Annotated in this window: 23 protein-coding genes, 1 tRNA gene and 1 CRISPR repeat array; of the genes, 14 read left to right on the forward strand and 10 right to left on the reverse strand. The window is 40.3% G+C overall.

Annotated features, from left to right (window positions below):
- Positions 1-5 precede the first annotated feature (5 nt).
- From V2H41_RS06685 to cas2, 3 genes are read left to right on the forward strand one after another with little or no spacing between them, the layout of a single operon-like run.
- A complete protein-coding gene (locus V2H41_RS06685; protein ID WP_330974363.1) occupies positions 6-320 on the forward strand; it encodes a hypothetical protein in 315 nt (104 codons plus the stop codon).
- Positions 321-343: 23 nt separating this feature from the next.
- Positions 344-1,348, forward strand: a complete 1,005-nt coding sequence (gene cas1b / locus V2H41_RS06690) for a type I-B CRISPR-associated endonuclease Cas1b (RefSeq protein WP_330974364.1) — start codon at positions 344-346, stop codon at positions 1,346-1,348.
- A gap of 41 nt (positions 1,349-1,389) precedes the next feature.
- Positions 1,390-1,653: a CRISPR-associated endonuclease Cas2 gene (gene cas2, locus V2H41_RS06695; protein WP_330974365.1), complete on the forward strand. Its 264-nt coding sequence runs from the start codon at positions 1,390-1,392 to the stop codon at positions 1,651-1,653.
- 205 nt (positions 1,654-1,858) lie between these two features.
- Positions 1,859-3,798: a CRISPR direct-repeat array (repeat unit 30 nt; unit sequence GCTTTAATCGCACTATTGTAGAATTGAAAT).
- A 259-nt stretch (positions 3,799-4,057) separates the two neighbouring features.
- Here cas2 and V2H41_RS06700 read toward each other — a convergent pair.
- The 4 genes from V2H41_RS06700 to gap all read right to left on the reverse strand — a co-directional run bounded on the left by V2H41_RS06700 (position 4,058) and on the right by gap (position 10,164).
- On the reverse strand, positions 4,058-5,482 hold the full coding sequence (locus V2H41_RS06700; protein ID WP_330974366.1) for a sulfatase family protein: 1,425 nt from the start codon (positions 5,480-5,482) through the stop codon (positions 4,058-4,060).
- Positions 5,483-5,544: 62 nt separating this feature from the next.
- Complete coding sequence (locus tag V2H41_RS06705) at positions 5,545-7,416, reverse strand: sulfatase family protein (protein ID WP_330974367.1); 1,872 nt, start codon at positions 7,414-7,416, stop codon at positions 5,545-5,547.
- Between the two features lie 335 nt (positions 7,417-7,751).
- Positions 7,752-8,951, reverse strand: a complete 1,200-nt coding sequence (locus tag V2H41_RS06710; protein ID WP_330974368.1) for a phosphoglycerate kinase — start codon at positions 8,949-8,951, stop codon at positions 7,752-7,754.
- Between the two features lie 199 nt (positions 8,952-9,150).
- Positions 9,151-10,164: a type I glyceraldehyde-3-phosphate dehydrogenase gene (gene gap / locus V2H41_RS06715; protein WP_330974369.1), complete on the reverse strand. Its 1,014-nt coding sequence runs from the start codon at positions 10,162-10,164 to the stop codon at positions 9,151-9,153.
- Positions 10,165-10,350: 186 nt separating this feature from the next.
- Between gap and V2H41_RS06720 the strand changes: the two genes are divergently transcribed.
- Positions 10,351-10,422: transfer RNA gene (locus V2H41_RS06720), tRNA-Glu, on the forward strand.
- 116 nt (positions 10,423-10,538) lie between these two features.
- On the opposite strand, the gene V2H41_RS06725 is transcribed toward V2H41_RS06720, so the two are convergent.
- On the reverse strand, positions 10,539-11,792 hold the full coding sequence (locus tag V2H41_RS06725; RefSeq protein ID WP_330974370.1) for a replication-associated recombination protein A: 1,254 nt from the start codon (positions 11,790-11,792) through the stop codon (positions 10,539-10,541).
- 274 nt (positions 11,793-12,066) lie between these two features.
- Here V2H41_RS06725 and rocD point away from each other — a divergent pair, with 274 nt between their 5' ends.
- Complete coding sequence (rocD, locus tag V2H41_RS06730; protein WP_330974371.1) at positions 12,067-13,305, forward strand: ornithine--oxo-acid transaminase; 1,239 nt, start codon at positions 12,067-12,069, stop codon at positions 13,303-13,305.
- Entirely contained in the window at positions 13,298-13,909 is a 612-nt protein-coding gene (locus V2H41_RS06735) for a VIT1/CCC1 transporter family protein (RefSeq protein ID WP_330974372.1), read from the forward strand. Before rocD ends, V2H41_RS06735 begins: the two co-directional genes overlap by 8 nt.
- 16 nt (positions 13,910-13,925) lie before the next feature.
- Here the strand turns inward: V2H41_RS06735 and V2H41_RS06740 are convergent, their stop codons facing one another.
- The 3 genes from V2H41_RS06740 to V2H41_RS06750 all read right to left on the reverse strand — a co-directional run bounded on the left by V2H41_RS06740 (position 13,926) and on the right by V2H41_RS06750 (position 15,147).
- Positions 13,926-14,327, reverse strand: a complete 402-nt coding sequence (locus V2H41_RS06740; protein ID WP_330974373.1) for a hypothetical protein — start codon at positions 14,325-14,327, stop codon at positions 13,926-13,928.
- Between the two features lie 81 nt (positions 14,328-14,408).
- A complete protein-coding gene (locus tag V2H41_RS06745) occupies positions 14,409-14,747 on the reverse strand; it encodes a hypothetical protein (protein ID WP_330974374.1) in 339 nt (112 codons plus the stop codon).
- Positions 14,707-15,147, reverse strand: a complete 441-nt coding sequence (locus V2H41_RS06750; RefSeq protein ID WP_330974375.1) for an outer membrane beta-barrel protein — start codon at positions 15,145-15,147, stop codon at positions 14,707-14,709. Before V2H41_RS06750 ends, V2H41_RS06745 begins: the two co-directional genes overlap by 41 nt.
- 341 nt (positions 15,148-15,488) lie before the next feature.
- Here V2H41_RS06750 and V2H41_RS06755 point away from each other — a divergent pair, with 341 nt between their 5' ends.
- A complete protein-coding gene (locus V2H41_RS06755) occupies positions 15,489-16,067 on the forward strand; it encodes an RNA polymerase sigma factor (RefSeq protein ID WP_330974376.1) in 579 nt (192 codons plus the stop codon).
- Positions 16,054-17,205: a hypothetical protein gene (locus V2H41_RS06760; protein WP_330974377.1), complete on the forward strand. Its 1,152-nt coding sequence runs from the start codon at positions 16,054-16,056 to the stop codon at positions 17,203-17,205. Before V2H41_RS06755 ends, V2H41_RS06760 begins: the two co-directional genes overlap by 14 nt.
- 800 nt (positions 17,206-18,005) lie before the next feature.
- On the opposite strand, the gene pyrE is transcribed toward V2H41_RS06760, so the two are convergent.
- Positions 18,006-18,638 (reverse strand): orotate phosphoribosyltransferase, encoded by a 633-nt coding sequence (pyrE, locus tag V2H41_RS06765; RefSeq protein ID WP_330974378.1) that lies wholly within the window; start codon positions 18,636-18,638, stop codon positions 18,006-18,008.
- 142 nt (positions 18,639-18,780) lie between these two features.
- Between pyrE and V2H41_RS06770 the strand changes: the two genes are divergently transcribed.
- From V2H41_RS06770 to V2H41_RS06790, 5 genes are all read left to right on the forward strand, one after another.
- Entirely contained in the window at positions 18,781-19,422 is a 642-nt protein-coding gene (locus V2H41_RS06770; protein ID WP_330974379.1) for an NUDIX hydrolase, read from the forward strand.
- Between the two features lie 79 nt (positions 19,423-19,501).
- The gene (gene mutS / locus V2H41_RS06775; RefSeq protein WP_330974380.1) at positions 19,502-22,147 is read left to right on the forward strand and encodes a DNA mismatch repair protein MutS; all 2,646 of its coding nucleotides are present in this window, start codon (positions 19,502-19,504) and stop codon (positions 22,145-22,147) included.
- Positions 22,148-22,170: 23 nt separating this feature from the next.
- Complete coding sequence (locus V2H41_RS06780; protein WP_330974381.1) at positions 22,171-23,415, forward strand: porin; 1,245 nt, start codon at positions 22,171-22,173, stop codon at positions 23,413-23,415.
- Between the two features lie 60 nt (positions 23,416-23,475).
- Entirely contained in the window at positions 23,476-24,210 is a 735-nt protein-coding gene (bshB1, locus tag V2H41_RS06785) for a bacillithiol biosynthesis deacetylase BshB1 (RefSeq protein ID WP_330974382.1), read from the forward strand.
- 97 nt (positions 24,211-24,307) lie between these two features.
- On the forward strand, positions 24,308-25,390 hold the full coding sequence (locus V2H41_RS06790; protein ID WP_330974383.1) for a fatty acid desaturase family protein: 1,083 nt from the start codon (positions 24,308-24,310) through the stop codon (positions 25,388-25,390).
- 12 nt (positions 25,391-25,402) lie between these two features.
- Here the strand turns inward: V2H41_RS06790 and V2H41_RS06795 are convergent, their stop codons facing one another.
- Positions 25,403-25,777: a DoxX family protein gene (locus V2H41_RS06795; protein WP_330974384.1), complete on the reverse strand. Its 375-nt coding sequence runs from the start codon at positions 25,775-25,777 to the stop codon at positions 25,403-25,405.
- Positions 25,778-25,867: 90 nt separating this feature from the next.
- Here V2H41_RS06795 and V2H41_RS06800 point away from each other — a divergent pair, with 90 nt between their 5' ends.
- The gene (locus V2H41_RS06800) at positions 25,868-26,212 is read left to right on the forward strand and encodes a winged helix-turn-helix transcriptional regulator (RefSeq protein WP_330974385.1); all 345 of its coding nucleotides are present in this window, start codon (positions 25,868-25,870) and stop codon (positions 26,210-26,212) included.
- Positions 26,213-26,462: the final 250 nt, after the last annotated feature.

Here is a 26,462-nt window from a genome sequence, read left to right on the forward strand (position 1 = left end):
ATATTATGGCTTTGTATAAAAACAAATACCGCATTGAGTCGGCCCGTTGGCGCAACTGGAATTATGCCAATGCCGCTGCCTATTATGTAACCATCTGTACCAAAGACAGGGCACATTTTTTCGGCACCTGTGTCCGAGAACGCATGTGCCTAAACGAAATCGGAGCACTAGCATGGCAATTTTGGCAGGAAATACCCCAACATTTCCCACATGTGCAGTTAGACCAATTTGTGATTATGCCCAATCATGTACACGGAATCATTATCATCCAACCATCCCCCGTAGAGACGTTGCATTGCAAGGTTTATACAAAATATTGACAAAGTGGTAGTAAGAATTAGTCATGAAAAAGACCTACTATCTCTTTAATCCCGGAAGGATGTCTCGTAAAGACAATACCCTCAAATTTACACCGGTGGACGAAAATGGAGCAGAAGGGCCTTCCAAATATATTCCGGTTGAAGGCGTTTCTGATTTGTATTGTTTTGGAGCACTGGATGCTAATTCCGCCCTGTATAATTTCTTAGGGAAAAATCAAATAGCCGTTCACTTTTTTGATTATTACGAACATTATACGGGTAGTTTTATGCCCAAAGATTATCTGCTAGCTGGTAAAATGCAAATTGAGCAAACCAAACATTATATTTCTGCTAGTAAAAGATTGGTATTAGCCAAAAAATTTGTGGAAGGTGCTGCATTCAATATTCTTAAAAATCTAAGATATTATAACACTCGAGGAAAAGATGTAATGTTTCATATAGAAAAAATAGAAAACTACTATAAACAAATAAATGAACAAAAAGATATAGAAACTCTTATGGGACTTGAAGGTAATATCCGACAGGTGTATTATAATGCATTTGATATTATTCTCAATGACTTTGAAATGGGAGGTCGAAGCAAACAACCGCCCCATAACGAAGTCAATGCTCTTATATCTTTTGGTAATATGATGTGTTACACCCTCTGTTTGAGTCAAATATATCATACTCAACTAAACCCTACCATCAGTTTTTTACACGAGCCCGGCTACCGAAGGTATTCGCTAGCCCTAGATTTGTCCGAAATTTTCAAGCCCATTTTAGTAGACCGCACCATCTTCAAGGTTGTAAATAAAAAAGAGATTCAACATACAGATTTTGATGTCCATCTCAATGGGGTCTTACTCAAGGAATCTGGGAAAAAGACCTTTGTAAAAGTTTTTGAAGAAAAGTTATCCGAAACCATAAAACACCGTTCCTTGAAAAGGAACGTAAGCTATAAGCATCTGATAAAGCTAGAATGCTACAAATTAACAAAACATATCTTGGGCATGGAGGAGTACAAGCCATTCAAAGCTTGGTGGTAAAAAGCATTAAGTATCTATCTCAAAATAATAAAACCAAAACAATGTACATAATACTTGTATATGATGTTGGCGAAAAAAGAGTAGCCAAAATGCTAAGACTCTGTAGACAATACTTAAATTGGATCCAGAACAGCGTTTTTGAAGGTGAGATTACCGATAGTAAACTTAAAGAATTGCTACACAAGGCTAAAAAAATTATGGATCGCCAAGAAGATAGTATCATTGTATTCAAAAGTCGGGAACAAAAATGGTTGGAAAAAGATATTATTGGGCAGGAAAAAAATAAGCTGGACACCTTTCTTTAGTCGTCGATTGGATCTAAAATGACAAAACGAAGAGATTAAACTTATCATACACATTCCCTACCCCTGATAATCAACAATTTTCGCAATCGTCGATCGCCCATCAAAATCTGACAATTTTAGATAGACGATTCTTTAAATAAAAAATTTACTTTTTTATTCACATAACAGGCTATAAATTAATAATTTTGTCTTATAAATATAACGAGCTTTAATCGCACTATTGTAGAATTGAAATTTGCGCAACCCTTAAAGCCACAATTGTGGCAGTTAGCTTTAATCGCACTATTGTAGAATTGAAATTTCTCAATTCTGCTAAGGTTGTTGAGAACGCAATAGGCTTTAATCGCACTATTGTAGAATTGAAATAACAGAGTTTCTGGAAATTTCCGCTCCTCGCTTAGTTGCTTTAATCGCACTATTGTAGAATTGAAATTTGTGCATTCCGGCTGGGCGTTCGTAAGCGATGATGTGCTTTAATCGCACTATTGTAGAATTGAAATTACTGCACATCGGCATATTTGCTTTTACCTGTTCTGTGCTTTAATCGCACTATTGTAGAATTGAAATCTTCGGCAGCTCATGAGCTATAATCCAGACGTACAAGCTTTAATCGCACTATTGTAGAATTGAAATCCCATTGGGGCAAGGGCGGTAAATTCTTTAAGTTTGTGCTTTAATCGCACTATTGTAGAATTGAAATAAATCTACATGATGCCATCTCCAGCGATCATAAGTGGCTTTAATCGCACTATTGTAGAATTGAAATGTTCTAAAATATCGCCGATTTCGTAGTCATACGAGCTTTAATCGCACTATTGTAGAATTGAAATCTGGCAGGTTGCAATTGATTCACAATCTTTTACTTGCTTTAATCGCACTATTGTAGAATTGAAATTCTGGTTGCACTTCGTCAACACTTTCACGCTCGGAAGCTTTAATCGCACTATTGTAGAATTGAAATCTGGCAGGTTGCAATTGATTCACAATCTTTTACTTGCTTTAATCGCACTATTGTAGAATTGAAATATATGGGCAAACTGTGGCCAATAATAATCGTAAACGCGCTTTAATCGCACTATTGTAGAATTGAAATGACTCATGGGCGTTTGGATGGAAGTCTTCCCCTCTTGCTTTAATCGCACTATTGTAGAATTGAAATAGTTACTCTCACTAGGTTTCTCCCGGCAGGTTTATGCTTTAATCGCACTATTGTAGAATTGAAATAAGTGCTCCCACACAAGGAAAAAACGGAATGAGCCAGCTTTAATCGCACTATTGTAGAATTGAAATAGCAATTTTTGCTTCTTGTTCTAATTGTTCTACATTCGCTTTAATCGCACTATTGTAGAATTGAAATATGATAAATGGACATGAAAACACTAACAAGAAAACAGCTTTAATCGCACTATTGTAGAATTGAAATGTGATATAGGCATTAATCAATCGCATCGAAATATAGCTTTAATCGCACTATTGTAGAATTGAAATGGGGTTGATACGCTGTCTCCTTTCGAGCAAGCAGCCGCTTTAATCGCACTATTGTAGAATTGAAATTCTTTTAATGTTCGTGAATTTTATCAAATCTAAAAGCTTTAATCGCACTATTGTAGAATTGAAATTCGACACCACCTATATAGCTTATGTGGATAGCATTGCTTTAATCGCACTATTGTAGAATTGAAATAAGGAAGGGGTAGCAGGCAAAGGCATAACATCTATGCTTTAATCGCACTATTGTAGAATTGAAATTTGCTTCGATGTTATTCGTCTCTGCCTCCATACGCTTGCTTTAATCGCACTATTGTAGAATTGAAATGCTCTTAAATCAGATTTATATACTTCGGTTACTTGCTTTAATCGCACTATTGTAGAATTGAAATAATTTGGGCATAGGCCTGATGGCATCTATTTTAAGAGCTTTAATCGCACTATTGTAGAATTGAAATAATTTGGGCATAGGCCTGATGGCATCTATTTTAAGAGCTTTAATCGCACTATTGTAGAATTGAAATTTGGTACAAGTGCTGTGTATTCTTTTAGTGTGTTCAATGCTTTAATCGCACTATTGTAGAATTGAAATTACATTTTCTCATTCCAGCGCATTGTCTTTTTATTGCCTTAATAGCACTATTCTAGAATTGAAATCTACGATTGTGTTTTTGGGGAGGGGGGTGTTTTTTATATATAATATTTGTATATTTGTATTGCCTAAGCAACGGCCCGGGTTAATGTCCCGGTGTTAATGTTGTTTAGGCTTTTATTTTTTAGAAAGCTTTAATCGCACTGCTGTAGAACTGAAAGCAGTATTCTTTTTAATGCTGCTCCTACTTTATTAACCACAAGATCACGCATCAATAAAAAGCGCTCCGGGCTAATCACCGGAGCGCTTTACTTATGAATTAGCTTATTGCTTTTTCTTCTTATTGGCGTTTTGATTATTGCGTGGGAAAGGTTTGTCCATGTCTACCCCCTTATCGCCTTGCTCTTGCATCCACTTTCTTAAGCGTGCTTCATATTTTTTAATGAGCGGCTGGTATTGCGGCTTATCGGCTAGGTTCTCAATTTCATAAGGATCATTTACCACATCATACAATTCTACAGCCGGACGATTGCTAATCCGCTTTACCAATCGTTTTGCATATCCGTCGGTTTCAGCCTTCGCTACCCAAGTAGTCCATGCCAAGTCCTTACGCTCAGTGTTCATCATGTATTTAATATGATAAGTGGAATCAGGCGTCAGGTTCAATATAAGTTTATACTGATGATCGCGAATGCTGCGAATGGGATAAGCTGGCCCTTCAGGGATATTATTATGAATGCCAAAAGCTACATCGCGATGATCCGCTTTTTTACCTAAGAGTACGTCCTTAAAACTCAATCCGTCCAAACCCTTTACGGGCTTGCCTCCTACAATATCAATCAGCGTAGGCGTAATATCTTCATATTGCACAATAGCATGGCTCTCCGATCCCGGTTTTATCACACCCGGCCATTTTACAATCATGGAACTTTTTTGTCCTTCGTCATACAAGTTCCACTTAGCTCCGGGAAATTGGGCGCCTTGCTCACCTAAGAAAATTATGATAGTGTTGTCTTCTCCCCCGGTTTCCTTTACCAGATTCACCACATCACCTACCTGATTATCTAGTCGCCTTACTTCTGCTAAATACTTGGTAAAATGCTTTCGCGTTAGCTCCGTATCTACCCAGTGTTTGGGCAGTTTCAATTTAGCAGGATCGAATTCCGACGGATCACCCACTGTCCACGGCGCATGAGGGTTAATACTCATTACAAAAAGACAGTAAGGCTCAGGCTTTTGAATATAAGCTCTGATGCTGTCCAAAAAATACTCATCCGTTGGGGAAACACAATTGGGCTCGAAACCCGGTATGATATCAAACGGGAAAACCGATACGGGCTTGGTCATGTGGTTTTTTCCGGTAAGTCCTACTCTGTATCCATTATCGCGCAGATAATGCACCACACTCTTCAGATGGTTGTGCACCTGTTTGTGATTCTGATAGGCTCCATGGCGAGCAGGATACAGCCCCGTAAACAATGACGCGCGAATGGGTATACACATTGCCTCCGAGGCGATGATGGAGTTAAACTTCATGCCCTGAGCGGCCAATCTGTCGATATTAGTTGTCTTGAGATTGGTACCACCATAACAACTCAGCTGTCGCGAATCCAAATCGTCGGCCATAATGATAACAATATTGGGGCGTTTGTTGGGATTCGCCTTAGATGGACCTGGCCCGGCAAAAGCGTGCATGGTCAGCAGTATGGCAGCAAGCAATAGACGGGAAGCAATTTTTATATGAAACATAGCAATGTTTTTAAATCTATATTCAAAAATTTATCTTGCAAATTGAAAGCAAATGATCAGTATTACGGTTCTCTGGAAAGTTCATTCATTGTAAAACGCAAATCGCTAATGCGCCCTTCATAAGGCTGCAACTTTCCTGAAAAAGCCTTTCCTTGTATCATGCCACAGGATACATATCCGTTTTTAATCTTCGTGTAATCCTTATTCAATCGGCCCGTGAGCACTGGTTGCTGATTGAACAATATTTCCAGATCACCAGTAGCAGCTAAACGTACCAATAGATGCCCTTTATTCGTAGGCAGTACCGAAGTTTCCTTTTCCTCTCCGTCGGCAGTTATCATTCCTATCTTGCCTTGATACGCATACAATCTAAAGTTGTTAAAGTACTCGCATACCACCCCTCCTTTGTCTACACCTTCCAGATAAGCAGTAATGTACAGCACCTCGGGATTCCAAAACTTTTTATTAAAAGAAAGATTTGCGGCGCTTTTGTTTTGTGCAATGGTGTAGCTTTGGTCGAAGAACTTCGGCAGGAAGCCCTCCAGAATCATGGCTTCGGTTTCACCTTGACGATCCAACTCTTTTTTAAGCAGAGTCTGCATCGCATGTAGCTTTTGTTGATATGCAGGCACATCGGCCAGATTTTTAAATTCGGAAGGATCGGTATTCAAATCATACAACTCTTCTGGTGGGCGATAGCTGTAACGGTCGACCAAGAATTTGGTTTTGGTATCACTCTTAGCCTTCTCCACCCAGGAATCAAAATAAAACTCATTGCGTTCTACCTTATCAATATGTGTGATAAATCTTACACCCGGATGATAATTTCTGATATAATGCCATCCGTCGGCCGTGATAACGGTACGTGCCGGAGTATAATTATACCAATAATGAGGCTCTACCGACGTTTCGCCAAACACGAAATCATGATGCTTTTGTCTTTGCCCTAACATTACATCTTTAAAAGACTTACCATCCAGATACGGCTGTTCCTTCCCTCCCGCTAAATCAATGAAAGTAGGTGTGATGTCCACCAGCGAAATCAACGCATCGGAAGTACTACCGGCTTTTATTTTTCCGGGCCAACGAACAATAAAGGGAACTCTTAAACCGCGATCATAAACGGTCCACTTTGCTCCCGGGAACTGCACCCCCTGATCGGAAGTAAAAATCATTACCGTATTCTCTTTTTTACCTGCCTTATCTACAGCCTGCATTACCTCTCCCATCATCTTATCGGCCTCTCCTATACTCTGATAATAGGCGGCCAAAGCCTGACGGGTTTCTTTGGTATCGGCCAGATAGTCGGGCAATTGGAGCTTCTGTGGATCAAAATCTTTATTAGGGAACCACGGTACATGGGGCACCCAGGGCGCAACAATGAGACAAAGAGGCTGATCAGACTGTGTTCTGAAATGTTCTTCGATAAATTTTACGGTTTCCTTCTTTCGGTCTGTTCGGTTTTCGATAGGCTCATATTTTCCAAACTCCTTCCCTATCTCTTCAAATGGAAAACACTCTTGCGGTCCCACATGAGTTTTTCCGGCGATTACCACCCTGTACCCCAATTCTTTCAGGTAGTGGGGCAAACTACGCATACCTGCTCGCACGGCAAAATGGTTCATTTGTACTCCATTGCGAAAGGGATATAAGCCAGTATACATTACACTGCGTGACGGGGTGCACATGGATGAAGCTGCATAAGCCTTGGTAAACCGTAAGCCTTCTGCGGCCAGCTTATTAATATTGGGGGTTCTTACATCTTTGTTCCCATAACATCCCAAGTCCTCTTGATTGAGGTCATCTGCAACAAACATGACAATATTAGGTCGCCTTTGAGCCCATAGCTGTGTACATAAACATAAGCAAGTCGACACGATGACTGCCGCTTTACTAATTTTTATTAAATCTAACTTAATGGCAAAACCTTTCATTGTTTTGTATTTTTTAAGAAGCATCTCAAGCAATGATTAAAATCAGGACAAGCAAACAATAATGCGGGAGAGCAATATAAATAACAAGGCAAAGATCCTATATCAAAAATGTAGCTAGGAATAATAATATTGACGATTTCTAGCAAAAAAGTACCCCGCATATGATTGCGGGGTAATCCAACTAACTGCTAATGAATGCTTGATATTTTATTGACTCATATTTACCCCAAAGGTTGTACAGCACACAGAGCATTAAGATTTTTTTAACTTTCACACATTAATAAAAATGCGGAACCTTGGGCCCCGCACTTTTTATTATAAAAAGATGGATATGCTTAACCTTTGTTGATGGCAGCAATACCGGGCAGCTCCTTTCCTTCAAAGAACTCCAGCATAGCACCACCACCGGTAGACACATAGCTTACTTTATCAGCATAACCGAATTTATTTACAGCAGCTACACTATCCCCTCCACCTACGAGAGAGAAGGCTCCGTTTTGAGTAGCGGCGGCAACAGCTTCTGCTATGGTTTTCGTACCGGCCTGGAATTTTTCCATTTCAAAAACACCCATTGGGCCATTCCACAAGATAGTTTTGGCGTTTTTGATTACGTCCGCAAACTGCGCTCTGGCCTTTTCGGCAATATCCAGCCCCATCCAACCTTCAGGTATATTATCGCTAGCAGCTTCGGCAGTTTGAGCGTCGGCAGCAAACTTATCTGCAATAATACTGTCTACAGGAAGATGAATATTTACATTCTTGGCTTTAGCTTTTTCCAAAATTTCTTTTGCGGTTTCCAGTCTGTCTTCTTCACAAAGTGAAGCACCAATGTTACCGCCTAAGGCTTTGAAGAAAGTATAAGCCATACCACCGCCGATAATGATGTCGGTAGCCTTTTCCATAAGGTTCTCGATAATCAGAATTTTATCGGAGATTTTGGCTCCGCCCAAAATAGCGGTAAACGGCTTTTGTGCTTCGTTTAATACTTTTTGAGCGCTGCTTACCTCAGCTTCCATCAGCAGACCAAACATTTTTTTGTCGGCAGGGAAGAACTTAGCAATAATCGCAGTAGAGGCATGTGCACGGTGTGCAGTACCGAACGCATCATTAATATATACATCGCCCAGCTTGCTGAGCTTTTCTGCAAAAGCCTCGTCGCCTTTTTCTTCTTCCTTATAGAAACGCAGGTTTTCCAGCAGCAGCACTTCGCCTTCTTTCAACGCATCTGCCAACTGATAAGCCTGCTCGCCGATGCAATCGTTTGCGAAATGCACCGTAACACCACCCAGCAGATGGCTCAAGTGATTTACCAAATGTCTCAAAGAGAATTTATCTTCAGGACCATTTTTCGGGCGCCCCAGGTGCGACATCAATATCACCTTACCTCCATCGGCCAGAATCTTTTTAATGGTAGGAACCGCCGCTTTCATACGCGCATCGGAAGTAATTTCCAGTTGCTCGTTCAGTGGTACGTTAAAGTCTACCCGAATCAATGCCTTCTGACCTTTAAAGTTATAATCGCTAAATTTTGACATGTAAATAAGAATTTAGTTAAGTGTGAAATACAAAAACATCAGAAAAGAGGGAATACGAATGCCCCGATACTTAGCTCCTCATTTGAAAAAAATCCAACTTGAGAGAAATGTACCGTTCCTCTTTACTGACATTACATCCAATCGCGAATGCGCAAAAACAAAAGGCGAAACGGTGGTGTTTCGCCCTTTTTATTTCTGATTATTTTTTAATCAACTTAGCGAAGTACTCTAAAGTACGCACCAGCTGAGAAACATAGCTCATTTCATTATCGTACCATGAAACTGTACGAGCGATATGCTTGTCGCCTACGTGCATTACTTTAGTTAAAGTTGCATCGAACAGAGAACCGTAAGTAGTTCCGATTACGTCGCTGCTTACAATTTCATCTTCGTTGTAGCCGAAGCTTTCGTTAGCAGCTGCTTTCATGGCAGCGTTGATTTCCTGTTCTGTAGCAGGTTTGCTCAGAATTACGTTCAGCTCGGTGATAGAACCGGTGATAGTAGGAACGCGTTGAGCGCTACCATCCAGTTTGCCTTTCAGTTTAGGTAACACCAATCCGATAGCTTTTGCAGCACCGGTACTGTTAGGAACGATGTTAGCTGCTGCTGCACGTGCGCGGCGCAGATCACCTTTAGCGTGAGGTGCATCCAATGTATTTTGGTCGTTAGTGTAAGCATGAATAGTAGTCATGATACCCAACTCAATACCGAAAGTATCATCCAAAACTTTAGCCATTGGAGCTAAACAGTTGGTGGTACAAGATGCGCAGCTAATGATCGTTTCGCTACCATCTAATATATCGTGGTTAACATTGAATACAATGGTTTTCAGATCACCTGTAGCAGGAGCAGAAATTACAACTTTTTTAGCTCCGGCAGCGATGTGCGCTTCAGCTTTTGTTTTATCAGTAAAGAATCCGGTACATTCCAATACCACATCTACATCGTGGTCTTTCCAAGGAATTTGAGCAGGATCTTTTTGAGCATATATCTTTACTTCGCGCCCATCAACTATAATGGAGTTATCAGTGCTTTTTACATCCTGTTTAAATCCGCCTTGCGCAGAATCATATTTTAAAAGATGTGCTAGAACTTTGGGGCTGGTCAAATCATTGATCGCTACAACCTCAATGCCTTCGCGATTATAGATTTGACGAAAAGCCAGACGACCAATTCTACCAAAACCGTTAATGGCTACTTTTACTGTGCTCATGATTTTTTAGAAGTTTAATTTAATAAGTACTTTTTTTGGAGGCGTGAAATTAGTAATTTTCAAGTAAAATGTGTATCAATCACATTTTTTATTTTTCGATTGTCTAAATTTTTTTTTCAAGATTTTTCAGAAAGTTTTTGGCGAATAAAAATCCTCCCCCTATTTTTGCACTCCCAAAAACAACAAGCCGCGTTGGTCAAGGGGTTAAGACGCATCCCTTTCACGGATGAATCACGGGTTCGATTCCCGTACGCGGTACGAAAGACCAGAGTTTCAGCAAATTGAACACTCTGGTCTTTCTCTTTTTCGTATACCGAAAATTTTCAATATAAAACTTAGCAACTACATATATATATTTATACACGTAATTATAATTAGTAACCGTACTTATCCTTCCACAATTTCTTTAAATAATTACGTAATTCGTTTTCGCGAGCATTATTACCAGGGTCGTAAAATTTAGTTCCAGAAAGTTTTTCGGGCAAATACTCCTGCTCACTAAAATTATTTTCATAATCGTGCGCATATTTATATCCCTTGCCATAATCCATGCGCTTCATCAGTTGTGTGGGCGCATTCCGTAAGTGCAAAGGAACCGGCAAATCGCCAAAACGCTGCACGGCGGCCACCGCATTGTTGATGGCCATATAAGAAGCATTACTCTTAGGTGAAGAGGCGAGGTATACTGCACACTGCGATAAAATAATGCGCGCCTCCGGAAAGCCTATTTTGTTTACTGCATCAAAGGTAGCATTAGCCAATAGCAAAGCATTAGGATTCGCATTGCCGATATCTTCACTCGCTAAGATTACAAGGCGCCTTGCAATAAATTTTACATCCTCCCCTCCTTCTATCATTCGTGCCAACCAGTATACGGCGCCATTGGGATCGCTCCCACGTATGGATTTTATAAATGCAGAAATAATATCGTAGTGCTGCTCTCCACTCTTATCGTACAAAGCAATTTTTTTCTGCGCTACTTCCATTACCAGCTTATCGGTAATAATCACATTATCCTTTACGGTATTACATACCAGCTCTAGCAAGTTCAACAATTTGCGCGCGTCGCCCCCACTAATATTAATGAGCGCCTGCGTTTCTTTCAATTCAATATTTTTTTCTTTAAGCACAATATCCTCACGAATAGCACGCTCTAATAAGCTTACCAAATCTTTTTCGGAAAGAGCCTGCAAAATATATACCTGACAACGGCTCAACAAGGCGCTGTTTACTTCAAATGATGGATTTTCGGTAGTAGCACCCATCAGTGTAATAATGCCTTTCTCGACGGCGTGTAACAAAGCATCTTGTTGGCTTTTATTAAACCGATGAATCTCGTCGATAAATAAAATACTGTTGTTTTCCTGCCGCGCTCTTTCAATCACCTCACGTACATCCTTAACACCCGCATTTACGGCACTGAGCGAGAAAAACGCAAACGACAATTCATTAGCAATGATATTGGCCAGTGTAGTTTTACCGGTACCGGGAGGCCCCCAAAAAATCACTGAGCCCAACGTTTTGTTCTCCACTGCATTCCGCAAAATGCTACCGGGGCCTATCAAGTGCTGCTGTCCTACTACCTCATCTAATGTGCGAGGTCTCATCCTTTCTGCTAATGGTGTCATACTGCGAATTTAGGTCAGATTTCTCTGATAGATGATTTTGAATAAACAACCTTCATATTTTCAACTCCCCCCGAATCAAATTCGAACTAACCATTTGCGATAATTGTTGTTTCTTTGTAGAAAACAAATACTATCAACACTCCTGAAAACATATTATCTTTTTTAAAGCAGAATTTGGATTGGCTGAACCACTGACGGGTCTCCACCCTGTCGGGTAGTTTTTACTTCATGTTTTCATTTGTAATCTGTCTTTCATCTAAAAAAAGATACTCTTATGTCAGCCATTACACCTATTGCAACAACCGATTATTTCATTCAATTAGAAGCACAATATGGAGCCCATAACTATCATCCCCTGCCGGTAGTATTAAGTAAAGGACAGGGCGTACATGTATGGGATGTTGAGGGCAAAAGATATTTTGATTTCTTAAGTGGCTATTCTGCCGTAAATCAGGGACATTGTCATCCGGCAATCATAGCAGCTTTTACGGAACAAGCCCAACAGCTTACCCTTACCAGCAGAGCATTCTACAATGATAAATTAGGACTATTTGAAGAATATATCACCCAACTAATGGGCTATGATAAAGTACTGCCCATGAATACCGGGGTAGAAGCAGTAGAAACCGCTATCAAACTTTGCCGGAAATGGGCATACGAAGTAAAAGGCATCGGAAAAAATGCGGCAAAGATTGTAGTATGTAATGACAATTTTCATGGCCGTACTACTACTGTGGTATCATTTAGCTCTGATATTTCTTCTCGAAAGAACTTCGGGCCTTATACACCAGGCTTTATTAATATTCCCTATAACGATGTGGAGTCCTTGCAAAAAGTATTGGAAACCGAAGAAAACATTGTAGGGTTTCTGGTTGAGCCTATTCAAGGAGAAGCCGGTGTGATTGTACCCGACGAAGGCTATCTGCACTCCTGCAAGAAGCTTTGTGAAAAACACGGGGTACTGTTTATTGCCGACGAAATTCAGACGGGACTTTGCAGAACCGGAAAAATGCTGGCCTGTGACCACGAAGCCGTAAAACCCGATATTTTAATTCTTGGTAAAGCACTGAGTGGTGGTACCATGCCCATTAGCGCGGTGCTGGCCAATGATGCAATCATGCTGACAATCAAGCCCGGCGAACATGGATCGACTTATGGAGGAAACCCTCTAGCCGCAGTAACAGCCATCGCGGCTTTAAAAGTACTACAAGAAGAAAACATGGCAGAGAATGCCGAAATGCTGGGGGCCTATTTTAGGGAGGAGTTGCGTAAAACACCTTCTGCACTATTAAAAGAAGTGCGCGGCAAAGGTTTACTAAATGCTATCGAAATCAATAGTGGCATAGAGGATGATACTGCTTGGAATCTTTGCATGGCTTTAAAAGAAAATGGCTTATTGGCCAAACCCACTCATGGTAATAAGATAAGATTAGCCCCACCGCTCTGTATTACCAGCGAAGAGATAAAAGAATGTATTTTTATCATTCAAAAAACATTAAAGGAAATTGAGTAACCATAAACCACTCCATAATCGCATACCCGTATTTATAGTGGGTGCGATAGAAGGGATTATCGTCATATTGGCCATCTTTTGCTTTATGCAGGCGCAGGGCACCCACCTGCAACACCTATATTTATATACAACAATAGCCATCGTATTTATCGCCGCACTTTTGTACGGCGGGGCCTACTATACCCGAAAAGAAGAACTGGATGCCAGCGATACAGAAAGCAAAACCTTAAAAATATATAAGGCACTGGATATTGACGACCGACTGAAAGACGCCATGATAGCCGATACCATAGAAGAAAAGAAAAATTGGGAATTATCTTGGCAACATGAGGATAATGTTACCAGCAGCCTTACCCCCCAAGGTTATGCTTCATCCATGCTCTTGGGGTTCATCACCGGCAGCTTATTTATTTTACTCAATAATTATTTCATGCAGATGCCCGACTACAAGGCATTATTGCTCCCCCTCCTAGTATTAGGATTTTTGGGTTACACGAAATACAAATATTCCAACAAGAATCCGCTAACCGGTATGCTACTGATCGCATTATCGGGTATAGCCGCAGCAGTAGGAGCTTATTACGCCGGAGGATTTTTTATATAAATATCTAGCTGAAATTTTAATGAGTAAGGGGCTTCATCGGAGGTTCTTTAGGAAAAAAGGCTGTAATCATGATTACTACTGAAGCACCCAAAATAAGGTATAAGCCGGTAAGCTTTATAGGACAAATGCCTCCATCACAGGACGGAATAATGGCAAAATTTCTTATTGCCCAAGCTAGGTTACAAGCCGCAAATAAAAGATTGATACGCTTTGCCCAAATTTTGGGAATAAAAGTACAAAGCAATACCAATACCGACCATATAAAATGCCCATAAGCGGGCTTACCGTAACGGGTACCCTCAGTATCCACTCCGGTAATGGTAAGTAGGGTCGGCTCCTCCACCCGCATCCAAGGAATGAAACAAGCCACTATTACTACCACAATAGCTAAAACTGTAATGATTTGCGACCGACTCATAGCCTGCAAAATAACGTTGTTCCACACAATAAAAAAAGCGCTCTTTAGAGAGCGCCTTATTACATTATTTATTATTAGTGCTTAGAAATAGAACACACCACTCACGCCTAATACGCGATGTTGGTTATTTTTATTCGCATTATTTTCGTTGCTTCCACCAGGAGCGGTATTGGTCAAACCAATTCCATACTGAGCATGTACACCAAAACGGCCGAAATCTACACCGCCGATAATGTTGGCACCAAAGTCAAATCTCTTAAACTGACCGGAACCTACAGTACCGTTTCTGTCATCACCATCTAACGGATTGTCATTACCCCATTTAATACTTTCTGAGGAAGTAGTAGTGGTTCCGTCGGTTTTAATAGTGGTCTTCAGTTTACCGGCAATTCCCCAAAGCTGCGTAAGGACCTGCTCCAATATAAGCTTTTACCTTTTCATTAAAAGGCAGCATCACAGCAAAGTTTACAGGCAACTCCAGATAAAGCGGATTTACTTTATAGGTACTCTTTACGCCATCTACCAACGAAGTTGAAGATTCGGTACCTTTTGACTGCAGATCCAAACCGGTTCTGATTTCAAATGTGGATCCCAATGGAATAACGCCCACCACACCGGCATTAAAACTATTAAGTCTTTTACTATCATCCAGATTTCCCTCACGGCCGTTAGTAATGTTGGAATTATTCCATCCGGCCTTAATTCCAAATTTCGGTCTTGCAAAATCCTGAGCTTGAACAGCACCAGCTCCTAACAATAACGCTAATGCACCAATAATAAATTTGTTTTTCATAGCTGTTGTTTTCTTTAAAATTTTCATACAATGAATTTTGTTTCGCCCTATTAGTGTTAAATACTATGCCAAAATAGGGTTACGCTAGGGATATATGTTAACTTTTAATTATTAAAAACTGATAATCAATTTTTTACAATTAAAATATTTTAACAAAATTTCTTTACACTGTCCCTATTCCGCCTCATGGGAGACACTCCTGAAGAGGATTAGGGATGAAATTTCTTACACAGCTAAGAATTATGTAATCGGCGAGGATTTTGCATCATATTTATAAAGGTCAGGTATGCACTACAAGTGAAGTGAGTGACACAAGAGCGATGATAGTAGTACTGTAGCGGACTACCTAATAAAATATCTTTCGGTATTTGTCACAGGTAATACATATAACAGCTTTACGGCAGGCCGATGATGAAACGCTCCTGAAGGAGTTCACCCAAACCGGCAATCAGCATTATTTGAGCGAACTGTATCTACGATATAGTGAGATGCTCTATGGGGTATGCTTGAAATATCTGGAAAATGCGGAGGACGCTAGAGATGCTGTAATGCATATTTATCAGGAGTTGTTGCATAAAGTCCCCCGACACGAAATTCGGCAATTCAGAAGCTGGGTATATACTCTTACCAAGAATTATTGCCTGATGCAATTACGTAGCGCTAGAAAGCATATTACCATAAATCTGGAACAGCACCCTATGCAATCGGAGGATTTTTCGCATCTGGATAGCGTGATTGAAAAAGAGGCAGCCTTCAAAAGGCTGGAAAAATGCATTGAAAAACTACCCACAGACCAGAAAAACAGCATCAAGCTGTTTTATTACGATAACAAATGCTATAACGAAATCGCGGAAGCTACGGGAATGGATTGGAATAAAGTGCGGAGTTTGATCCAGAATGGAAGGCGTAATCTTAAAATCTGTATGGAAAAAAATGCAGGAAAATAATCGTACATATACTTTTTACGGACCGGAAGAAATACAGCGATATCTAAAAGGGGATATGAGCGCTCAGGAAATGCACGACCTGGAAAAAGCGGCATTGAAAGACCCTTTACTTGCCGATGCTATTGATGGCTTCAGTAAGGCAGACTGGGAACTGAGCCGACTCCATTTCAATCAAATAAAGGCGGAGATTACAGGTGCCTCTACCGGCCATCACCTGGTAGTTCCATTGCAAAAAAATGCTTCAAAATGGTGGCGTGGGGCTGCAGCTGCCTGTATTTTGGGGGTAATAGGTATCGGTACTTGGTGGCAAACTCAAGATGTGTCATCGGAATCCACTCCATTGGCAGACCTACCGGCTTTATCAACAACCCACGAGCCCACACCTACAACACCGAAATCTGTACAGAAAGATGTAGTAGACACCAAAAACCCCCATCCTCCAAAGGAAAAAAAGACAATAGAGAAAATAGATAATCAAGAGCAGAAAAGAAGGATTGCTAGCATCTATACATCCGAAACGAAATCACCAGCGCATTCTGGCAAAACCGCCACATCCGCTCCGCAAGTGCCTATCGAACTATCGGAATCCATGACTAGCCCGGTCGCTTCCTTACACTTACAGCAGGAAGCTCAGCTTTTTTCCAGCCGCAATGTAGACAGTAGTATTATTATCGCTATGTCCCTGCAGGAGTCGACAGCCGCCATCTCCTCCCAAATTCCCACTACAGTTCAAAATCAACTTATGGCCCCGGTAAAAAGCAAAGAGAGGGTCTCATCATCAGAACCGGTAGTGGTGGCAGTGCCGTCCCAAGACCCGAAAATAGGAACAATAGGAGATTTCCGAAAATTCAAATCCACAAGAGAATTAAAATCAAAAGAATTGGTGTACCCAGAAGAAGGTTGGGCTCATTTTTATCAAGAGCTGGGCAATACTCTTCATATCGATTCTACGAGAACCACTACCAAAACCATTCAAATACGGTTTAGGGTAGACGATAATGGCGACCCGGTAGATTTTGAAATCGTAGAGAGCCCGGATGCAATTCAAGCTCGAAAAGTTATCGAGCAAATTAAAAAACACAAATGGAAAAACTCAACAATCGATAAAAATGCCGTGGTACGCATTTATGTAAACTAAATTTTTCTATCCATAAAATCACGTCATTTTGACATAGTAAGCCCCCTTCCTGTTTGCGAGCTTTTTTATTTGTAGTCTAATGGCTTGTGGAGTAGTACGCGATCCTGCGAGAAAAATGCTTCCTCAAAATATGAAACCATCCTTATACGAAATTTTATTATATTCAGAAATCACCTTAACTTTAATTGTAGATAGCCGGTATTTTGAAAAATTTTTGAGACTCGCTAATTGCAAAAACAGTACATAAAGTATATCAAAATTAGCTTAGACCACTAAGAAAAATAGTCATAATATATAATGTAATCTATATAAAAAGCAATAGTTTATATAACTAAATACAATTACATAATAATCAATTACTTAATAAGTATATTTTAAGTATTCTACAAAATACCAAAATTCACCCAAATAATTCTTTCTGGCAAATAATACAATATTAATTTACAAATTAGTTAAATACCATTAAACAATTATAAATCATTAAATTAAATAAATAATATAAAACTAAATAAATTAGCATCCTAAATTCTTACAGTATTAACTCCTAATACTAAATATTTTAGATAAAAATTATAGCAAAGTAAACATTCTCACTATAACCAGATGGTGACCACCCTTCATGCATTAAAAAAATTTCCATTATAAGTTACGAAAATTACCTTAACATATTCCTCACCCATCTCCTGCTCTCTTCGGGCAATAAAAAAACGTCGTAAACATCCTTTAAGAATGCTTACGACGTTGTGTGTGAAATGAGATTTAGCCTTAATTCATATCGAGACTACTCCCCTCCCCTTCTTTTAAATGCCTGTCCAATTGGCAGGATCCTCTCTCCATTTTAAGAGTAATTCAGATTGTTCGGGTTTAATAATACCTCTTTCCAGCGCCAGCTCCAATAGTACCGGATAGCTCGTCAAAGCCTGGTATCTAATATTTCTAGCTTCAAAAGCCTCCTTCGCTACTGTAAAATCATAGGTAAAAATAGATACCATGCCCACAATTTCCAGTCCGGCAGCAACAAGGGCATCTACAGCCTGGAGGCTACTCTTACCGGTACTCACCAAGTCTTCCACCACCACCACTTTTTGTCCGGGTTCGTATCTACCCTCAATTTGATTACCTAAGCCATGATCTTTGGGTTTAGGTCTTACGTATAAAAAAGGCAACTTAATTTGATCGGCAGCCATAGCTCCCCATGCGATTCCGGCCGTAGCCACCCCGGCTAAGGCCTCCGCTTCTCCAAACTGCTCAAACAATACATTACACAGCTCGCTTTTTACAAAATCGCGGATATAAGGATAAGACAATACACTGCGATTATCACAATAAATGGGGCTCTTCCAGCCGCTGGCCCAAGTAAATGGATTTTCGGGGCTCAGCCTCACCGCATTCGCCTCCAGTAATTTTTCTGCAACTACTTTTGCATCATTCATGGCTTGTATTTACTTTTAAGCTGCGAAAATAGAAATAAAGCCACGAAATGCACGAAGATTTCCAAATCTCATGTATCTTATCCGCGTAAAACCATCATCGGGTGCATCTTACCCATTTATCCATTTCTAAAGCAGATCAACCATGTATATTATTATTTATATCCATAATAAACCCGTTTACCTCTGCGATCAGCTTGATTCCAAACTGGAGCAACTGCATCATCGGCCCGATACCATATTCATAGATGAACTAGGTACACATAGTATCAAAGCCATGCTCCGGGAAATAGCCCTTCCTGAAATCCACTGCGGTATTTTTTTGCATCCCGACTTGGAAGCGCTAAAAAAAGCGTTCTTTAAAAAATTTGAAAAGCATGTGGCCGCGGGAGGCCTGGTGCTTAACGATCGGAAAGAGATTTTGATGATTTTCCGCCGCGGCTTCTGGGATTTACCCAAAGGTCATATTGATGAAGGCGAAACATTAGAAGCCTGTGCCATTAGGGAGGTGCAGGAAGAAACCGGCATACAAGCGCTCGAGATTATTAAGCCGCTCACTATTACCTATCATACTTATGAACAAGGAACCCATCATATTCTGAAGGAATCGCACTGGTACCTGATGTCCACCCCCGCCGATTCCCAACTAATTCCCCAGACCGAAGAAGACATTGAACAGATTGAATGGGTAGCTTCGGAAAAGCTGGAAGCTTATATTGCCAAAGCTTATCCCTCCATAAGAAATGTAATACAGGGATATATTGAGAATCATACCTCCCAGCCTTAAATCAAAGCCTGTTCAAAAGAAAGTTTTAGTACTTTGATAATACCAAAGTAACAATAACATTTTGCTATTTTTGCCCACCATGTCCAAAGCAAACAAACCTTCAGAGACTCCATTAATGCAGCAGCACCGGGCTATTAAACAGAAATACCCTGATGCTGTCTTGCTGTTTCGGGTAGGAGATTTCTATGAAACTTTCGGACAAGACGCCATTATTGCCTCCCAGGTATTAGGTATTACCCTTACCAAAAGAAATAATGGCGCGGCTGCCTCTCTTGACCTAGCGGGCTTTCCGCATCATGCTTTAGACACTTATCTACATAAGCTGGTAAAAGCCGGCTATAGAGTAGCGATTTGTGACCAGCTGGAAGACCCCAAACAAGCCAAAGGGATTGTAAAGCGTGGCGTAACCGAGATGGTCACTCCCGGGACCGCCATCAACGATAAACTACTCGAGCATAAAAGCAATAACTTTCTGGCAGGTGTACATTTTGCCGGCGATAATTTGTTTGGGCTCTGCTTTCTAGATTTATCCACCGGTGAATTTCTAATTGCCGAAGGGGACAGAGAGTATGCAGATAAATTACTACAAAGCTTTGCCCCCTCGGAGGTAATTTTTGAGCGCCATAAACAAAAAGCCTTTCGGGAACTCTTCGATGCCAGAATGTATACTTATACGCTGGACGAATGGATATTTGATACCGCCTATGCAGAAGAAACGCTTTTGAAACATTTTCAAACGCATTCCCTTAAAGGCTTTGGAATAGAGGAATATAAACAGGGTATTACGGCAGCGGGTGCTGTGATCCATTATCTAAAGGATACAGAGCATCCCAATCTGCAACACATTACCTCTATACAATGCATTCACCGGAATAATTTTCTATGGATGGATCGCTTTACCATCCGTAATCTGGAGCTTACCTATGGCAATGCGGAGGGGAACCATACATTACTAAGTGTACTGGACAATACCGTGTCGCCCATGGGAGCCCGTCTTTTAAAACGCTGGTTACTCTTTCCACTTATCGATATCAATCAAATCAATGAAAGACTGCAACTGGTAGAAACTTTTATTAAAGAAACGGATCTCAGAAACGACCTCTCCCACGCCATTAAACAGTGTGGAGATATTGAAAGACTGATATCGAAAATACCTACCAAAAAAATCAACCCACGTGAGGTATTGCAGCTGGCTAAAGGATTAAAACAGGTGCAGCAGATTAAGGAATGGTGTACGAAGCACAATAATCCGTATCTGCAACGCATCGGTGATGCTTTGAATCCTTGCCCCCTGATTGCGGAAAAAATATTTACAGAAATTATAGATAATCCGCCAGCTACCATTGCCAAAGGAGGGGTAATTAATAATGGAGTTAACCCCGAGCTGGATGAGCTGCGCGATATTTCCCAAAGCGGCAAGGCTTATTTGGCCAAACTGCAAGCTATTGAAGCTGAAAAAACGGGCATTACTTCGCTTAAAATTGGGTTCAACAATGTCTTCGGTTATTATCTAGAAGTTACCAATAGCCATAAAAGCCGTGTTCCCGAAAACTGGATACGCAAACAAACCTTGGCAAATGCCGAACGCTACATTACGCCCGAACTAAAAGAGTACGAAGAAAAAATCACCGGGGCCGAAGAAAAAATTCTGCAAATCGAAGCACAGCTCTACGATCAATTGCTCAGTGAGCTGATGGATTATCTACAGCCTGTACAGACTAATGGGAACTTACTGGCAATACTGGATTGTCTCTGCTGTTTTGCTCATAATGCCATCCATTATCAATACAAAAAACCTGAGCTGCATGAAGGTGACGATTGGGTAGTGAAAGAGGCACGCCACCCGGTGATTGAGCGCAATCTGCCTCCGGGAGAAAGCTATATTCATAACGATATTGAACTGAATAAAACCGATCAGCAGATTATCATTCTTACCGGTCCTAATATGAGCGGTAAATCAGCATTGCTGCGGCAGGTGGCGCTGATTACTTTAATGGCTCATATGGGAAGTTTTGTGCCGGCAACCGAAGCGAAAATTTCGCTTACCGATAAAATATTTACACGTGTAGGAGCATCGGATAATCTAAGCGGTGGAGAAAGTACATTCATGGTAGAGATGAATGAGACTGCTGCTATTATTAATAATATTACACCGCGGAGTTTGGTATTGTTGGATGAAATAGGACGAGGCACTTCTACTTACGATGGAATTTCTATTGCCTGGAGCATTATCGAATACCTGCATCAATCGCCACACCAGCCTAAAACCCTATTTGCAACACACTACCACGAATTAAACGAACTGGAAGAAAAATTCCCGCGCATTAAGAATTATCATATCACAAATAAGGAAGCGGGCAATAAAATCATCTTCCTGCGCAAGCTGGCACGTGGGGGCAGTACCCATAGCTTCGGTATTCATGTGGCCAAAATGGCGGGGATGCCTCCTTCGCTTATTCAACGAGCAAATGAAATATTAGCCCATTTAGAATCGCAACATGTGGATGATAACACAAATGCGGATCAACCAGTCCGAAGAGCCGATAAAGATCTTTCGGAAAAAATAAAAAATATCAATACCGCCCAGTACCAGCTGTCGATATTTGACGCACATAGTCAAACTTTTGAAGAAATACGACAACTGCTTGCCAACATTGATATTAATAGGCTTACCCCTGTTGAAGCCCTTCTGAAACTGCAGGAAATAAAAAATATGGTCAAATAAAGATTTCGTTTCTTTGCTTTGAAATGAGAATTACTAAATCAATAAGGTTACTGTTTTGTGCCATTGGCCTATATGGCACTTCATTAGCTCAGGATATCGAAGATGCGAACAAACTGAAGACCGATTTCACTGATAAAGGTCTTCAATTTACGAAAGGAGATAATTTCCTACTCAATTTTCGGTTTCGCACCCAATTAAGAGCCGGCTATTACAGTCGTACCGATGATGTCGATGAACATGGTTTCGAAGGAATGGTGCGCCGGTTTCGCTTGCGCTTTGAAGGGCATTTATTATCTCCCAAACTCGAATACAAGTTACAACTTAGTTTTTCCAAACGAGACATGGATCTTGATAGCGGCGATCCGCAAATTGTTAGAGATGCAGTGTTTTATTATAACCCCAATAAATACTGGTCGCTAGGTTTAGGGCAAACCAAACTACCCGGTAATAGAGAGCGTGTTAATTCTTCCGGTGAATTACAAATGCCAGATCGTTCTATTGCAAATAGCAAGTTTACTCTTGACCGGGATTTTGGTATTTTTATTAATCGTCAAATCGCCATACAAAAACAGGTAATCCAATTACAGACTGCAATTTCTACCGGAGACGGCCGTGGACAGGTCAGTGTTGACAAAGGTCTTGCCTATACCGGCCGAATAGAATATTTACCTTTTGGTGAGTTTAAAAACAAGGGCCACTATTTTGAGGGCGATTTAGAGTTTGAAGAAACGCCCAAGCTTTCTTTGGGGCTTACTTACTCTAAGAATTTCAGAGCCAACCGTACAGGTGGTCAATTAGGAAAACATATGTATAGTGCATATGATGAAGAAGAAGCGTTATATGCCAATATTCGTACTATTATTGCTGACGCAATGTTTAAATATAATGGTTGGGCATTCATGGGAGAGTATTTCGATCGTAAAGTAGATGATTTCTCAGTAAAAGATTTCTCAGACCGCCCTGATGACTTGGTCACCTTTTTAAAAATGCCCGCCGGTAAAGCCATTAATGTTCAGGGGTCAAAGATGGTTTCAAAAAAAGATGAAATCGTGATCAGATACACCCAAATAAAACCCCATAAAGAAGTGGCCTTGTATCAGTATAGGATGGCGACAAAAGCTATAGGTTATTCGCATTACTTTAACAAGCACAAAATAAAATTGCAGGGTTATCTAGGATTAGATGACAGAATGGGCGATTCGGACGAACTTGACGATCCCTTTAAGAATCGTGTGAATGGGATGATACAACTGGAAATCGGAATATAATACCCCAGATATTTATGGGTATGTGCCAAACTTTTACTTTTCAATATTGTTCATTTGCGTATGAAACTGGATATATTAGCCATTGGAGTGCATCCAGACGATGTGGAGCTAGGTTGTGCAGGCACCATCATTAAAGAGATAAGAAACGGTAAAAAGGTTGGAATTATTGACCTTACGCAAGGGGAGTTGGGAACACGAGGCTCAGCAGCCACCCGTCATGCTGAAGCTACTGCTGCTGCTCAAATTATGGGAGTAGCGGTACGCGAAAACCTGAAAATGCGCGACGGCTTCTTTAAGAATGATGAAGAACATCAGCTACAACTTATCCGGGCTATTCGAAAATATCAGCCAGATATTATCCTGGGAAACGTTCGAAAAGACCGACATCCGGATCATGGTCGCGCCGGCGATCTCATCAATGATGCCTGCTTTTTATCAGGTCTTTTGAAAATCGAAACCATGGACGAAAATGGCAAGCCTCAGCAAAAATGGCGTCCTCGTTATTTTTTGCAATATATCCAAGACTGGTTCTATGAGCCTGACATATTGATTGATATAAGTGATGTAATTGATGAAAAAATGAAGGCCATAGAAGCGTATACTACACAATTTCATACACCTACCAGTGAAGATGGTCCTGTAACTTATATTTCTACTCCCGAATTCAAGGAAAGTTTGCTCGCGCGCATGCGCATGCTAGGAAGACGTATCGGTGTGAAATACGCCGAAGGCTTTATCAGTGATAAACATATCGGCATACATAGTTTAGACAACTTAATACTGCAAGAAACATAATTTAGGAGGACTTTTGCATATTTTTATTGTAGGAGCAGTAATAATCTGTTACCTTTGTGCCTCACACAATATAAAATAGTAGAAAATATCACATTGAATGTCTGTTCCTAAGTTTGCCTCTCCTTCTCCCCCTTCGTTTCATACAGTACTTAAGTCACGAATCAACGATTACTTTAAAACGCAAGGTTTGCGGAGCACAGGAAATATAAGGCTCTATTCCAAAGCATTCTTTTTAGTTACCGGTTTTATTGCATTATATATACATCTTGTATTCTTTACACCGCCGGCAGCATGGGCCATCTTTGAATGTCTCCTGTTGAGTCTTTTTACTTCGGCTATCGGATTTAATATTATGCATGATGGTGCGCATGGAAGCTTCAGTAGTAAACAATGGGTCAATAATCTGGCTGCATCATCTCTTAATTTTCTAGGTGCAAATACCTTCATGTGGAAGATGAAGCATAATGTCATTCACCATGCTTATACCAATATCGACGGCATTGATGATGATCTAGATGCCAAGCCATTTTTAAGACTTTGCGAAACCCAGAAGCATTACAAAGTGCACAAGTTTCAACATCTGTACTTCTGGTTTATCTATTCCTTACTTTATCTATTTTGGATTTTCTACTCCGATTATCAGAAATATTTTACACGGCGAATAGGTGATATTCCTCTTAAGAAGATGTCCACCAAAGACCACTTTATCTTCTGGGGTTTTAAAATATTACACCTTGTTTTGTTTGTAGTACTTCCCATCATTTTTGTGGGTGTAGGCCCCTGGGCTATAGGATTTACTGTATATGCCCTATTTGCTGGCTTTGTGTTAAGCATCGTATTTCAACTAGCCCACACTGTAGAACATACACACTTTCCACAGCCCAATAGCCATACAAATAAAATAGAAGACGAATGGGCTATTCACCAGTTAAAAACCACAGCCAACTTTGCTACCAATAATAGACTGGCATGTTGGTTTATGGGCGGACTGAATTTTCAGGTAGAACATCATTTATTCCCTAAAATATCACATATACATTACCCCAAAATCAACAAGATCATTAAGAGTACTTGCCAGGAGTTTAACGTCACTTATATCGAATATAAAAGGGTAATTGATGCAGTGGCTTCGCACATTGCGCATCTGAAGCAGCTCAGCGATCCATCCTACACGCATTAGCTGTAATACGACTTAAAGCATAGAACGCATCAACCGATATTTCACCTCGGGGAAACGAATTACTGCTGTAACCCACAGCAATGTTTGAGTCAGCACAGGAATAACAATAGGTTGCTGATGTTGCAGGTGTGTGGCGATAGCTCCACCCAAATAAGCAGCCAGCATCAAGGTACCTAACACCCCTGTTCTCGGAATAATGAACAATATTAATGATACCATCTCTACGATACCTATCAATAAATATGTTTTTGCATTGATACCGAAATATTCGGCTTGTGCGATTGCCGTCTCGTTCTGAGAAAGCTTTAGATAAGCACTCATAATAAAAAGAAAGCTTAAAAGGAAGGTTAAGATCCATCCGGCGATTTTGGCGAATTTTGTTTGCATAACTTTTAATTTTTATAGCAAATCTCAGAATAGATGCTATACATTTGTTATCTGTTACAAAAAGGATAGTAGTTACAAAAAGAATAGCACATGGTTACTCACACTCCCGAAAGCTGTGCCAAAGCCCGACTGGCGATTAGAGATACATTAGATGTGGTTGGAGGTAAATGGAAATTGGTTTTACTTGCTGTACTACGTAGTGGTAAAAAAAGATTTAATCAATTATCACGCGAAGCCGGCATTTCTCCTCGCATATTATCGAAAGAATTACAAGAACTAGAACTCAATGGTTTGGTAAAGCGTGAAGTATGTCAAACCAAACCTATTACGGTATTATACGAGCTTACACCTTATAGTAAAACATTAGACGAAGTAATGAATGCGATGGAAAAATGGGGCACGCAGCATCGTAGGAAGATTATTTTAGGGGAATAACAATAAAATCTTTATAATGCCTTTTATCCCAAAGCCCCGTTTAGTCCCACTTCTATTTCAGATATAGCGCATCCACCACCTATGGCATACTCTTACCGGGAAGTAATGCTCCTATTTATACATTAAATTCCATCTCTACTTTAATAAGAGCTCCATTAGAAAATTCCTTATTCTAATGTTCCAATAATAAAATAAAAAAATATAGACAGACTTGTCTGTACATTAAAAATTCCATACCTTTGTTTTCATA

The organism is Niabella digestorum (genome assembly GCF_036409055.1).
Classification (GTDB): domain Bacteria; phylum Bacteroidota; class Bacteroidia; order Chitinophagales; family Chitinophagaceae; genus Niabella; species Niabella composti.

Excerpts from the sequence above, each read along its gene's own strand:
- V2H41_RS06740 (WP_330974373.1), bottom strand. The coding sequence starts at position 14,327 with ATGAGTCGGTCGCAAATCATTACAGTTTTAGCTATTGTGGTAGTAATA.
- V2H41_RS06760 (WP_330974377.1), top strand. The coding sequence starts at position 16,054 with ATGCAGGAAAATAATCGTACATATACTTTTTACGGACCGGAAGAAATA.
- V2H41_RS06725 (WP_330974370.1), bottom strand. The coding sequence starts at position 11,792 with ATGACACCATTAGCAGAAAGGATGAGACCTCGCACATTAGATGAGGTA.
- V2H41_RS06780 (WP_330974381.1), top strand. The coding sequence starts at position 22,171 with ATGAGAATTACTAAATCAATAAGGTTACTGTTTTGTGCCATTGGCCTA.
- gap (WP_330974369.1), bottom strand. The coding sequence starts at position 10,164 with ATGAGCACAGTAAAAGTAGCCATTAACGGTTTTGGTAGAATTGGTCGT.
- V2H41_RS06795 (WP_330974384.1), bottom strand. The coding sequence starts at position 25,777 with ATGCAAACAAAATTCGCCAAAATCGCCGGATGGATCTTAACCTTCCTT.
- V2H41_RS06685 (WP_330974363.1), top strand. The coding sequence starts at position 6 with ATGGCTTTGTATAAAAACAAATACCGCATTGAGTCGGCCCGTTGGCGC.
- mutS (WP_330974380.1), top strand. The coding sequence starts at position 19,502 with ATGTCCAAAGCAAACAAACCTTCAGAGACTCCATTAATGCAGCAGCAC.
- bshB1 (WP_330974382.1), top strand. The coding sequence starts at position 23,476 with ATGAAACTGGATATATTAGCCATTGGAGTGCATCCAGACGATGTGGAG.
- V2H41_RS06750 (WP_330974375.1), bottom strand. The coding sequence starts at position 15,147 with ATGAAAATTTTAAAGAAAACAACAGCTATGAAAAACAAATTTATTATT.
- rocD (WP_330974371.1), top strand. The coding sequence starts at position 12,067 with ATGTCAGCCATTACACCTATTGCAACAACCGATTATTTCATTCAATTA.
- V2H41_RS06710 (WP_330974368.1), bottom strand. The coding sequence starts at position 8,951 with ATGTCAAAATTTAGCGATTATAACTTTAAAGGTCAGAAGGCATTGATT.
- cas1b (WP_330974364.1), top strand. The coding sequence starts at position 344 with ATGAAAAAGACCTACTATCTCTTTAATCCCGGAAGGATGTCTCGTAAA.
- V2H41_RS06790 (WP_330974383.1), top strand. The coding sequence starts at position 24,308 with ATGTCTGTTCCTAAGTTTGCCTCTCCTTCTCCCCCTTCGTTTCATACA.
- cas2 (WP_330974365.1), top strand. The coding sequence starts at position 1,390 with ATGTACATAATACTTGTATATGATGTTGGCGAAAAAAGAGTAGCCAAA.
- pyrE (WP_330974378.1), bottom strand. The coding sequence starts at position 18,638 with ATGAATGATGCAAAAGTAGTTGCAGAAAAATTACTGGAGGCGAATGCG.
- V2H41_RS06770 (WP_330974379.1), top strand. The coding sequence starts at position 18,781 with ATGTATATTATTATTTATATCCATAATAAACCCGTTTACCTCTGCGAT.
- V2H41_RS06800 (WP_330974385.1), top strand. The coding sequence starts at position 25,868 with ATGGTTACTCACACTCCCGAAAGCTGTGCCAAAGCCCGACTGGCGATT.
- V2H41_RS06700 (WP_330974366.1), bottom strand. The coding sequence starts at position 5,482 with ATGTTTCATATAAAAATTGCTTCCCGTCTATTGCTTGCTGCCATACTG.
- V2H41_RS06705 (WP_330974367.1), bottom strand. The coding sequence starts at position 7,416 with ATGAAAGGTTTTGCCATTAAGTTAGATTTAATAAAAATTAGTAAAGCG.